Origin of the sequence: Culturomica sp. (assembly GCF_003524185.1) — a bacterium.
Lineage (GTDB): Bacteria > Bacteroidota > Bacteroidia > Bacteroidales > Marinifilaceae > Culturomica > Culturomica massiliensis.
Window position 1 is genome coordinate 93,426 of sequence record NZ_DOED01000031.1, and the last position, 11,653, is coordinate 105,078.

At 40.8% G+C, this 11,653-nt stretch carries 11 protein-coding genes, 1 tRNA gene and 1 pseudogene; 8 read left to right on the top strand and 5 right to left on the bottom strand.

Annotated features, from left to right (window positions below; translation table 11 throughout):
• Nucleotides 1-23: 23 nt before the first annotated feature.
• From DD657_RS10620 to DD657_RS10640, 5 genes and pseudogenes are all read left to right on the top strand, one after another.
• Nucleotides 24-95, top strand: a tRNA-Arg gene (locus tag DD657_RS10620).
• A 451-nt stretch (nt 96-546) separates the two neighbouring features.
• Nucleotides 547-807: pseudogene (locus DD657_RS10625) on the top strand (Fic family protein); the annotation flags it as partial.
• Between the two features lie 144 nt (nt 808-951).
• Nucleotides 952-1,404 (top strand): D-aminoacyl-tRNA deacylase, encoded by a 453-nt coding sequence (gene dtd / locus DD657_RS10630; protein ID WP_021987784.1) that lies wholly within the window; start codon nt 952-954, stop codon nt 1,402-1,404.
• A gap of 57 nt (nt 1,405-1,461) precedes the next feature.
• Nucleotides 1,462-1,785, top strand: a complete 324-nt coding sequence (locus tag DD657_RS10635; protein WP_021987783.1) for a nucleotide pyrophosphohydrolase — start codon at nt 1,462-1,464, stop codon at nt 1,783-1,785.
• A 68-nt stretch (nt 1,786-1,853) separates the two neighbouring features.
• A complete protein-coding gene (locus DD657_RS10640; protein WP_068691427.1) occupies nt 1,854-4,256 on the top strand; it encodes an efflux RND transporter permease subunit in 2,403 nt (800 codons plus the stop codon).
• Between the two features lie 32 nt (nt 4,257-4,288).
• Here the strand turns inward: DD657_RS10640 and deoC are convergent, their stop codons facing one another.
• Both deoC and DD657_RS10650 read right to left on the bottom strand, forming a co-directional pair.
• Nucleotides 4,289-5,158, bottom strand: coding sequence for a deoxyribose-phosphate aldolase (gene deoC, locus DD657_RS10645; protein ID WP_021987781.1), 870 nt, complete (start codon nt 5,156-5,158; stop codon nt 4,289-4,291).
• Nucleotides 5,159-5,185: 27 nt separating this feature from the next.
• Nucleotides 5,186-5,542 (bottom strand): MmcQ/YjbR family DNA-binding protein, encoded by a 357-nt coding sequence (locus DD657_RS10650; protein ID WP_068691425.1) that lies wholly within the window; start codon nt 5,540-5,542, stop codon nt 5,186-5,188.
• 123 nt (nt 5,543-5,665) lie between these two features.
• Here DD657_RS10650 and mutS point away from each other — a divergent pair, with 123 nt between their 5' ends.
• Nucleotides 5,666-8,281: a DNA mismatch repair protein MutS gene (gene mutS, locus DD657_RS10655; protein ID WP_287049841.1), complete on the top strand. Its 2,616-nt coding sequence runs from the start codon at nt 5,666-5,668 to the stop codon at nt 8,279-8,281.
• A 22-nt stretch (nt 8,282-8,303) separates the two neighbouring features.
• On the opposite strand, the gene DD657_RS10660 is transcribed toward mutS, so the two are convergent.
• A complete protein-coding gene (locus DD657_RS10660) occupies nt 8,304-9,116 on the bottom strand; it encodes a peptidylprolyl isomerase (RefSeq protein ID WP_021987778.1) in 813 nt (270 codons plus the stop codon).
• A 2-nt stretch (nt 9,117-9,118) separates the two neighbouring features.
• A complete protein-coding gene (locus tag DD657_RS10665; protein ID WP_021987777.1) occupies nt 9,119-9,913 on the bottom strand; it encodes a peptidylprolyl isomerase in 795 nt (264 codons plus the stop codon).
• Nucleotides 9,914-10,065: 152 nt separating this feature from the next.
• Between DD657_RS10665 and DD657_RS10670 the strand changes: the two genes are divergently transcribed.
• Both DD657_RS10670 and DD657_RS10675 read left to right on the top strand, forming a co-directional pair.
• Complete coding sequence (locus DD657_RS10670; protein ID WP_021987776.1) at nt 10,066-10,470, top strand: SPOR domain-containing protein; 405 nt, start codon at nt 10,066-10,068, stop codon at nt 10,468-10,470.
• An 82-nt stretch (nt 10,471-10,552) separates the two neighbouring features.
• A complete protein-coding gene (locus tag DD657_RS10675) occupies nt 10,553-11,005 on the top strand; it encodes an SPOR domain-containing protein (RefSeq protein WP_021987775.1) in 453 nt (150 codons plus the stop codon).
• Between the two features lie 37 nt (nt 11,006-11,042).
• Here DD657_RS10675 and DD657_RS10680 read toward each other — a convergent pair whose 3' ends face one another.
• A complete protein-coding gene (locus DD657_RS10680; RefSeq protein ID WP_068691420.1) occupies nt 11,043-11,642 on the bottom strand; it encodes a hypothetical protein in 600 nt (199 codons plus the stop codon).
• Nucleotides 11,643-11,653 lie beyond the last annotated feature (11 nt).

The window sequence follows — 11,653 nt, forward strand, 5'->3', positions numbered from 1 at the left end:
TGTTACTTTTGCCCGGGAAAACTGGCTGAGTAGTTCAATGGATAGAACGGAAGTTTCCTAAACTTTAAATTCGGGTTCGATTCCCGGCTCGGCTACAAATCCTTGAAAACAAGAGAAAATAAAAACAAATAAACATCTGAAAAACAACAAATCAGCTGAAATTTTCAAAAGGTGTTTTTGCTTTGTTTTCTCTTGTTTTTTTAATTTCTGTCCCTTATCCGTCCCCCGTTTTGAAAAGAATGTATATCGTTTACAGACGTCCCAATTGGCTACTTTCTAAAATATGAATGCTTTAGGAATGATTCATTGTATATAGGGAAATGACTATAAGCCTAATTTAAAATATAATATAGAATAAAAATAAGTATTCCTCTTCTTTTAATTTCGAATAGAATATTAGAATATATAAATTCGTTATTTTAATTTTTGCCTTAAATTTGGAATAAGGCATGCTTTGTTTAATTTTGGAGAATATATTGGAATTAGATATTTCAGTAATCAGATCATGAAAGATTTTAAAGCAGGAGCTGAGATAAACCAAGGTTATTATATATGCACTCCGAACATATCCTCAACATCGACCTTTTTATCGGTATGCACGTGATAAAGGAAGCGACACAATCTTCTAAAATAGAGGGAACACAGACTAGTGTGGAAGAAGCCTTATTGGCGAAACAAGACGCTCCTTTGGATAAACGAGATGAAACCATCTGTTTTCCTGAATTGTTGAAAATTGCTCTTATACATTACCAATTTGAGACCATACACCCTTTTTTGGATGGAAATGGCAGGACAGGCAGATTTATCCATCCCCGATTTTTCAAAACCGACATAAATAACAGAAAATAAACGGCATATAATCCGGTTTTATTTTCCGGTTTCACTACCAATCGGAAAGAACCGGAAAACCCGGTTCTTTTTTATAAATTCAATCTAAAATCAAAACAGACAATGAAAGTAGTTATACAACGGGTATTACAGGCAAGCGTAACCATCGACGGACAAGTGTATTCCGCAATTAAAAAGGGTATGATGATTCTGGTCGGCATTCAGGCAGACGATACAGCCGAAGATATCGAATGGCTTTCCGGGAAAATCTGTAACCTCCGGATTTTCGACGATGAAAACGGAGTCATGAACAAATCCATCAAAGAAGACGGAGGGGAAATACTCGCCGTCAGCCAGTTTACTTTAATGGCCCGTACCAAAAAAGGCAACCGTCCGTCCTATATCGATGCCGCTCATCCGGATATATCTATTCCTTTGTATGAAAAATTCGTGCGAAAACTGTGCGAAGAAATGCAAAAAGAAGTTAAATCAGGCGTATTCGGCGCCGACATGAAAGTTGAATTAATCAATAACGGTCCGGTAACTATCATTATCGATTCTAAAAACAGGATATAAAAATTTAAGGCTGAGAAAATCATTTGCAAATTTTCAGTTTTTCAAAACAACAATACGATGGAACTAAAAGAACTTCAGGAAAAAGTCGACCGATGGATCAAAGAATACGGGGTCCGGTATTTTAACGAACTGACGAATATGACCATTTTAACGGAAGAAGTGGGGGAACTGGCACGGGTGATGGCACGGAAATACGGAGAACAGTCGTTTAAACCGGGCGAAAAGGAAAATCTGGCCGATGAGATGGCCGATGTATTATGGGTACTTACCTGTCTGGCCAATCAAACGGGCGTCGATCTTACAAAAGCTATGGAAGAGAATTTCGCCAAAAAAACGAGCCGAGACATAAAAAGACACAAAAACAATCCTAAAATTCAATAGCTTTGATATATTCTTGTTAACTTTGTCAGTTCGATGCAGTATTTTTAATTTCGAATTTCTGAATCAAGATGTGGACTAAGATAGCAGGGATTATTCTTCGTAACCGGGTCGCTTTCATTATCGGCGTTCTGCTCGTTACGCTCTTTATGGGATTTCAAGCCAGAAATGTACAGATGTCCTATGAAAATGCAGACCTATTGCCGAAAACCGACAGCGCTTATCTGGATTATACCCGATTTAGGGAAAACTTCGGACAGGAAGGTAATGTCATGGTATTTGCCATTCAGGATTCCAATTTTTACGAATTGGAAAAAATCAACGACTGGATTGCAATGGGGGATAGCATCAAAGCCCAGCAAGGGGTAACAGCGCTGATGTCGATTACCCATACGTTTAATCTTCACAAAAATACGAACCTGCGGAAATTCGAAGTTTTTCCTATTTTCCCGAAACGTATCCAAAACAAAGCAGAACTCGACAGCCTGGCATTTATTGCTGAAAATTTACCTTTCTACGACGGTCTTCTCATCAATAAGAACAAGCACACTTATAACATGATGATTACCGTTTCGGCAGAAGTCATGAATTCCCCGGCCAGAGTTGAGCTTGTACGGAAGGTATTGGATATTACCCGGCATTTCACGGGCAAACACGATCTCAAAATGCATTATTCCGGTATGCCTTATATCCGGGTAATCAATGCGGAAAATATCAAAAGCGAAATGTATATGTTCATCCTTTTATCGCTATTGATTACGGCTGTCATTCTCTATTTGTTTTTCCGTTCTTTCCGAATCGTCGGTTTTTGTGTCGGTATCATCGGTATCAGCGTCATCTGGGCCATCGGTTTTATGGCGATATTGGGTACAAAAATCACGTTATTGACGGCCATGCTGCCTCCTTTACTGATTGTGATCGGGATTCCGAACTGTGTATATATGGTCAATAAATATCATGCAGAATATGTACGCCACGGGAATAAGATCAAAGCCCTGCAACGCATGATACAAAAAGTAGGCAACGCTTCCCTGCTTTCAAACTTAACGACGGCTGCCGGGTTTGCTACTTTTGTCATTACGTCGAGCCGCATATTGGTGGAATTCGGTCTGATTGCATTCATCAGTATTACCTGTGTATTTCTCATTTGTCTGATTCTGATTCCCAGTGTGTTCAGTTATCTTCCCAGACCGGACACCAAACAGACGAAACATTTGTACAATCCCTTCATCAACGAAGTGATCGACAAATTGGTGTTCATCGTCATGAACCGGAGAAATATCATATACTACATAACGATTGTCCTTGTCATCGCCGGCATATATGGAATTACCCGTATGAAAACAACGGGATACATGGTAGACGATTTGAAAGAAACCGATCCGATCCGGCAAGATCTTGCTTTCTTTGAATCGAACTTCGACGGTCTGATGCCTTTAGAAGTGACGATCGATTTTCTGAAACCGAATCAGGTATTTAAGCTTAGTAACCTGGAAAAACTCGACCAACTGAATACAGAACTATCCCAAGACCCGGACCTTTCGAAAGCGCTGTCTGTTGTCGAAGCCGCTAAATTTGCCAACCAGGCTTATTACAACGGTAAAGCTTCCTACTATAAGCTCCCGAGTAATATGACCAAAAATTTCATCATGAAATATGTGATGGAATCTACCGGAGGGATGAACGATATGGCCAAATCATTTGTCGATTCGACAATGCGCGAAGTCAGATTGAGTTTCCGGGTAAAAGACATTGGTACGAAAAAAATGGAAGCCAAAGAGGATTCCTTATATAAAATCATCGAAAAAATATTTCCACCGGACAAACACCACACCAGTGTCACCGGTTCCAGTGTTATTTTCTTCAAAGGCAATCAATACCTGATTAAAAACCTCTTTTCTTCCTTAGCTTTAGCTATCGTACTAATTGCCAGCTTTATGGCATGGATGTTCAGAAGCAAGCGCATGGTCCTGATTGCTCTCGTTCCGAATATCATTCCGCAAATTATAACGGCAGCCATTATGGGGTATGCAGGCATACCCATAAAGGCTTCCACCATACTGGTATTCAGTGTCGCTTTCGGTATTTCAGTAGACAATACGATACATTACCTGGCCAAATACCGCCAGGAATTGCAAGCCACGAACTGGAGCATCCGTTCTTCGGTCGTATTAGCGCTGAAAGAGACAGGACAAAGTATGATTTATACCTCTATCATTTTACTTTTTGGCTTCGGCATTTTCTGCCTTTCCAGTTTCGGAGGAACCTTTGCTCTCGGTTTACTCACATCCATCACTTTATTTGCAGCCATGCTTGCCAATCTGATTCTTTTACCATCCCTATTATTAACCTTGGAAAAAAGCATTACAAACAAGACATTCCGGGAGCCTTTACTTCAAATTTACAATGAAGAAGAAGACATCGACACAACCAAACTTCACATCGAACACGGAGAAGAAAAACTAACACAATAAAAAAGCCGGCTTTTCAGCCGGCTTTCATTTTATCATCCTTTGATGGATTTTATTTCTTTGACAATATCGTCGAATAGCTGTGAGGCTCCGATCCGGAAATAATAAGGCGTTAACCATTCACTTCCCAGCACATGATTGATAATTGTCAGATAACGCAAAGCATTTTGTGCTTTCGATACTCCTCCGGCCACCTTCAAACCCACCCGCTTTCCGGTACGTGCATGAAATTGTTTAATGGCTTCACACATGACATATACCGACTCGGGAGTAGCGTTTACCGGTACTTTCCCGGTAGAAGTCTTGATAAAATCAGCTCCGGCATACATACTGACCAGGGAAGCATTGAAAATACTTTCGATATCTTTCAACTCTCCGGTTTCCAGAATAACTTTCAATCTCACGCCTTCGCAAACATTGCGAATCGCTTTCAACTCTTTATATATCTTCTCGTAATTCTTTTCCAAGACATCGCCGATCGTAATAACGACATCAACCTCCTGTGCTCCGGCATTAATGGCCATTTTACACTCGGACAATTTCAATTCGGTAAATGTCTGTGAAAAAGGAAAACCACCGCAAACAACGGCAGTCTGAATATCCGTTGCTTTCAGTTCCTCACGTACAATAGAAGCAAAATTAGGGAAAACACACACGGCAGCAACACCTTTCAACTCGTTTTTCTTCAGCTTTTTAAGCAAGTCAGCCGTAAAAAGATGTACAGACTTCTCCGTATCTGTTACCTTCAATGTCGTATAATCCATACAAGACATACAAAATTCCAGGTTCTCTACACAATATGCCTGTTTCACTTCTTTTTCAACAACTCCATCTAAATCGAACTGGATCCGATCCTCCAGATTCAACCAACTGTAAGTTGCCAATTCTTCCGATATATTCTCCATTATATAAATGTTTATTTATCTTTATTATCAAGATTCAAATCCAAGTCTCGCCTTTTCCTTCCGGGGTAATCCTGCCACTACCAAAAGATAAGATTTACGAATCCAAACTTTCAGCATACTATCACTTATTGAACCATCTATTCTTACGGTATTCCAATGCTTTTTGTTCATATGGTATCCCGGAAGTACAGCCGGAAATGTTTCCCGCATCTCAATGGCCTCATCCGGATCACATTTCAGATTCATAACCAGTTCTCCGACCAAAGAAGTAAAACAAAACATCTTGCCTCCGACCTTAAATACCAAAGTTTCATCATCGAACGGCATATCTTCCGTCGTATGTTCTAAACCTAAACAATATTCCCGCAATTCTTCGATATTCATGACTGCAAAATTACACAATGTTTATGAGCTTTTAAACTTTTCTCCGACAAAATTATTTATATTTGCCTTAATAAATGAGTGTGATTAAATCCCTATTACCGCCAACCTTTTGATACAAGATATATGCCAAAAAATGAAGGTGAAGAAACACCGTTGATGAAGCAATACTATGAGATGAAAGCCAAATATCCGGATGCTTTGATGCTTTACCGGATGGGAGACTTTTACGAAACATTCGGAGAAGATGCCGTGACAACTTCCCGGATTCTAGGTATTACTTTAACAAAACGCTCCCACGGTTCCCCCGGGGATGTCAGGTTAGCAGGATTTCCTCATCACGCCCTCGATACTTATTTACCGAAACTGGTCCGTGCCGGACAGCGGGTTGCCATATGCGAACAACTGGAAGATCCCAAATTAACTAAAAAACTGGTAAAACGGGGCGTCATCGAATTGGTAACGCCCGGCGTTTCTTACAGCGAATACGCTACCGATACCAAAAGTAATATTTTTCTGGCCTCCGTCTATTTCAATAAAACAGAGGCAGGACTATCATTACTGGATCTTTCTACAGGAGAATTTCTGACGACAGAGGGTCCACACGGCACCATCGACAAATTACTCAACAGTTTTCAGCCGAAAGAGGTCGTATATCCCAAAGGACAGGAAGCCCGCTTTCACGAACTGTTCGGCGGTAAATTTTACATCTATCCGATTGAAGAATGGTTTTTCGACCGCGACGCCGCCCGGGATAAACTGAAAAAACATTTCGAAGTCAACTCGTTAAAAGGATTCGGTATCGAAAACATGAACTGTGGGATTTCTTCCGCAGGAGCCATACTGAATTACCTGGAGATGACCAAGCACGATATGATTTCCCATATCACTTCCGTCTCCCGGATCGATGAATCCAATTGTGTCCTTCTGGACAAATTCACGTTGCGGAATCTCGAATTATTACAATCCCCTTATGAAGAAGGCAGGTCATTGGCTGATATCATCGATCAGACCATTACACCCATGGGAAGCAGGACATTGCGCCGGTGGGTCTGCATGCCTTTGAAATCCCCGGAAAAAATAAAAGAAAGACTGAACATCGTTGAAACCTATATCCGGCATGAAAACGAACGTCTGGAAACGGAGGTTTTGTTACGCAGCATCGGAGACCTGGAAAGACTGGCTTCAAAAATTGCCGTCGGACGTATCACCCCCCGGGAAATGATACAATTGAAAACAGCTCTTTCCTGCATTCCTTTACTGAAAGAACAATGCCTGAAAACAGAATCGGCGATCCTGAAAAAATTGACGGAAGGGCTGGAAGAATGCCGGGAACTCTATGAAAAAATAGGACGTGAAATCAAAGAAAACGCTCCGAACCAAATAAATAAAGGCGGAGTAATTGCCGCAGGCGTAAATACGGAACTTGACGAATTACGAAATATCTCGGGCCACGGCAAAGAACTTTTATTACAAATGCAGCAAAGGGAAATCGAAGCAACGGGTATTCCGTCCCTGAAAATCGGTTTCAATAATGTCTTCGGATACTACATTGAAGTTACAAAAACACATAAGGACAAGGCCCCCGATAGCTGGATCCGCAAGCAGACTCTGGTCAATGCTGAACGTTACATCACACCGGAGCTCAAAGAATACGAAGATAAAATCTTAGGTGCAGAGGACCGCATACTGGAAATTGAAACAAGTATTTACAACAACCTGATATGTGAAGCTTCTTCGTATATACGAACCATTCAAAACGATGCCAAAATCATCGCTTCAATCGATGCTTTGATTTCTTTCGCAGAAGTATCAATTACGAATCATTACAATCGTCCGGAAATCGACGATACAGACATCATCGACATCCGGGAAGGCCGTCACCCGGTAATCGAAAAACAATTACCTCCGGGAGAGGAATATATTGCTAATAATGTGTACCTGGACACGGCGAAGCAACAGATCATCATCATAACAGGCCCCAATATGGCCGGAAAATCGGCTTTACTGCGCCAAACAGCCTTAATTGTCATCATGGCACAAGCCGGTTGTTTCGTCCCGGCTGCATCCGCCCGGATCGGTTATGTAGATAAAGTATTTACCCGGGTAGGAGCCTCTGATAATATATCACAAGGAGAATCGACATTTATGGTCGAAATGAATGAAGCAGCCAATATATTAAACAATATTTCGGAACGAAGTCTGGTGTTGTTCGATGAATTGGGAAGAGGGACGTCCACTTACGACGGAATATCCATTGCCTGGGCTATTGTTGAGTACCTCCACGAAAATCCGAAATACAAAGCAAAAACACTATTTGCAACACATTATCATGAACTGAACGAAATGGAGCATTCGTTCAAAAAAATCAAGAATTACAATGTCTCGGTAAAAGAAGTCAACAACAAAGTGGTCTTCCTCCGGAAACTCGTAAAAGGAGGCTCAAACCACTCCTTCGGTATACAGGTAGGCCGCATGGCAGGTTTGCCTCAATCGGTAATCAAAAGAGCCACCGAAATACTCAAACAATTGGAAAACGACCGGGATAAAAACAATCAGATACAAAAGAATGTCGAAACACTGGCCTCTGAAAGGGAAGGAATGCAACTTAGCTTCTTCCAGTTGGAAGATCCCGTTCTCATGCAAATAAGGGACGAAATCGCAGGCTTGGATATCAACGGCCTGACCCCATTGGAAGCCTTGAACAAGCTGAACGAAATAAAGAAAATCACGGGGATATAATCAGATTATATCCCCGTTCTTACTATTTACGCGTAATTTTCGTTTCCAAAATCAAGATATCTTCTAACGGACGATCGCGGGCATCTGTCTTTTGTGCAGCAATCTTCTCGACGATATCCATACCTTCGATGACTTCTCCGAAAACCGTATACTCCCCATCCAGAAACGGAGTACCGCCGATCGTTTCGTAAATACTACGGGCATCGGGTGAAATTTTATTACCCTGGTAGTTTTCAAATTCTTCTTCTATTTTCTGGTTTATAGATTGAATCAGACTATCCGCTTTTTCCCGTTGATCGGTCTGCAAATAATTCCGGTACTCTTCCATTTTCGGCTGGAACAACTTATGGCCCAATTTATTTTTCTCTTTCCGGAGTTTCTCTGCCTCCATCCGCGTTAACTCCTCTTCGGTATATACTTTTCCGACAACAATATAAAACTGCTCACCTGAAGATAATTTTCCGGGATTCACCTCATCTCCCAACCGGGCAGCGCATAAAGCTCCCTTTTTATGAAAATGGGTCTGAAGAATTTCCGGTTCAATCGTATACCCGATCTTCCCTTGACCCAACATTTTTCCCGGAGCCGCATTTTTGGAATCGGAGGATCCTCCCTGTATCATAAACTCCGGAATCACCCGATGGAAAAGCAGGCTATCGTAATGACCTTCCTTCGCCAATTTCAAAAAATTCCCGGCATGTTTCGGCGTATCGGCATACAACCTCAATTTTATATCTCCCAGGTTTGTCTTAAACACCACACATTTGTATTTTGCTCCGAAAGCCGAAAAAACCACCAACAAAAATACCATTGATACAAACAGAAACTTCTTCATTACTATTCCATTTTTAAAATAACAACATCTTTCAAGGGACGATTATTGCCGTCCGTCTTTAAAGCCGTAATTTTATCCACGACATCCATACCTTCGATGACTTCTCCAAATACCGTATAAGCTCCATCCAAATGAGGAATGCCTCCGACAGTGGTATAGGCCTTCCGCTGTTCTTCCGTCAATACCAACTTTTCTTTTTCGAATAATTTGCGGGTTTCCTCCGACAATTCCTTATTTATCTTTTCAAGGGTCTGATAATCTTTTTCCAACTCATAGGCCCGTATCTCCGGAGCCCGGTATTGCTGCAAACGCTCGAAAAGAGCCTGATGCCTCTTATTATTAATGCGATCCACCAAAGAGTCCAATTCAGCGGGTTGAAATACTTTTCCCTGAACAATATAAAAGTGAGAACCACTGGATTTTCTTTCGGGATTTACGTTATCTCCTTCCCGGGCAGCAGCTAAAACTCCCCTCCGATGAAAATACCGGGGTACGATTTCCGCCTCCAACTGGTAGTTTATGCCATTGGCACCCAAGATCATTCCCGGACGGGCATTTCTGGAATCGGGATCACCGGCCTGAATGACAAAATCCGGAATCACCCGATGGAAAAGAATTCCCTCGTAATACCTCTCTTTGACTAACTTTAAAAAATTATCCCGGTGAACCGGGGTCTCATCGTACAAACGTACTTTTATCGTTCCCAAATTCGTTTCTACCGAAACGACATTCGGATCCTTTTTTTCACATCCTGCGAAAAACAAACAACACAAAAAGAATACACCATATTTTCTCATTTCCATAGGTATTTTTAATAAATCCGCTCTTACGGGAACAAAATTAACTTATCCCGACAAATAATAAGTAATTTTTTTACTAAATTTGTGACGTATAGTACTTTTATGCGTACAAGGAAGATAATTAACACATATTGCCAAAATTACGACCAATGAAAACAATCCTCGCTTTTATTACAGTATGCCTGATCTGTTCGGTTCTCTCTTGTAAAGAAAAAAAGCAACCGGCACCGGAACCAGCTCCGGCTCCTATGGTAGAAGATACAATAAAACCGGCACCGGTAGTTGAAAAGATCGAAACAGTAAAGCCGGTAAAAAATGAAGTGCAACATTACTTTTTAATTGCAGGATGTTTCGAATATAAAGAATTAGCCGATAAATTGTGCGATAAACTCCAAAAAGAAGGGTTTGATTCAAAGCTTATTCCTTATTTCGAAAATCTTTATCTGGTATCTTACAACGGTTATGCCACCAGAAAAGAAGCCCTGGAAGCATTAAAAGAACTGAGGCAGGAAAAAGGGAAAGAAAAAACATGGATGTATAAACTGAATAATTAAGCCGATACAATAGCTTTGTAAACAGATGACAAATCCGTTTCCCGATAAAAATTTTGGGTGTAATTTATTAACCATCAAATAGATGTACAAAACATTTACAATACTTGTGTGTGTGTGTTTATTGGCCGGATGCCAGACGAAAAAAATGGATCCGAAACAATTGACGAATGTCACGGTGATGCGAAATACAGAAGGGCAGAACACAAGCACGCTTAAAAATAATATTCCGGAAGAAAATGCCCGGGCCAATCAAAATATTGCCCCAAAAAATCAGCGGTTAGCCGATCGTAAATCACAATATTATATTATCGTGGCAAGCTATCCTTTAGCCGACCGTCCCAAAGCAGAAAAACTGACAAACGGGCTGAAAGACAAAGGATACCCCGCAGAAATTATTGAAGCAAAAGGCAGATTACGGGTAAGTATCGAAAGTTTCAGTACATTGGAAGAAGCCCAGATACAAAGGGACAAATACCGGGAAATTACCGATCGTCAGGACATCTGGATTCTATATCCCGGCAACTCCGGCCAATAACGATACAATAGACAGATACCGCAAGGATATTTAAAGTTTAATAGAGGATACAAACCACAAATACCAATCCGAAGAAAAATCCGGCATAAATTTGTGCCGGATTATGTTTTTTCAAATATAGCCGGCAAGTAGCCAATGCACCTGAAACAAATAAGGTCAGCATCAATAACGGTCGTACATCCCCCAAATACTTCAATCCCAATACAGAGACAAACCCGCAAACGGCTCCGGCAGCCGTCATATGCATACTGATCTTCCAGCGCATAGTAATAATTGAAAAAGCCGAAAGCATAATAATCAACACCAGATACAACTGCTGCACGATATTCGTATAAGGCACCATTCCGATCAGATAGAACCCCAGAAAAGCCGAAAAAATCGTAACCAGCACCGGATAGATACGTTCCTGCTTCAATTCCAAATCAAAACTAGTGATTAATTTAAATTTCTTAAACACCAGCATACTTAACAAAGGCACAAGGAATAAAGTAATAAACGTCATACCGTAGCAATAAAGACGAACTTTCTCCGGTATCAAAGAAAATACAGAATTCGAATTAAAAATCAGAAACAACCCGTAAAGAGGAATCAACAAAGGATGAAAAAGATAAGAGATACCTTGTGCTATTATTTTCATAAACGGGTCAC

Coding starts and splice junctions, on each gene's coding strand:
- dtd (WP_021987784.1), top strand. CDS start 952: ATGAAAGTAGTTATACAACGGGTATTACAGGCAAGCGTAACCATCGAC.
- DD657_RS10635 (WP_021987783.1), top strand. CDS start 1,462: ATGGAACTAAAAGAACTTCAGGAAAAAGTCGACCGATGGATCAAAGAA.
- DD657_RS10640 (WP_068691427.1), top strand. CDS start 1,854: ATGTGGACTAAGATAGCAGGGATTATTCTTCGTAACCGGGTCGCTTTC.
- deoC (WP_021987781.1), bottom strand. CDS start 5,158: ATGGAGAATATATCGGAAGAATTGGCAACTTACAGTTGGTTGAATCTG.
- DD657_RS10650 (WP_068691425.1), bottom strand. CDS start 5,542: ATGAATATCGAAGAATTGCGGGAATATTGTTTAGGTTTAGAACATACG.
- mutS (WP_287049841.1), top strand. CDS start 5,666: ATGCCAAAAAATGAAGGTGAAGAAACACCGTTGATGAAGCAATACTAT.
- DD657_RS10660 (WP_021987778.1), bottom strand. CDS start 9,116: ATGAAGAAGTTTCTGTTTGTATCAATGGTATTTTTGTTGGTGGTTTTT.
- DD657_RS10665 (WP_021987777.1), bottom strand. CDS start 9,913: ATGAGAAAATATGGTGTATTCTTTTTGTGTTGTTTGTTTTTCGCAGGA.
- DD657_RS10670 (WP_021987776.1), top strand. CDS start 10,066: ATGAAAACAATCCTCGCTTTTATTACAGTATGCCTGATCTGTTCGGTT.
- DD657_RS10675 (WP_021987775.1), top strand. CDS start 10,553: ATGTACAAAACATTTACAATACTTGTGTGTGTGTGTTTATTGGCCGGA.
- DD657_RS10680 (WP_068691420.1), bottom strand. CDS start 11,642: ATGAAAATAATAGCACAAGGTATCTCTTATCTTTTTCATCCTTTGTTG.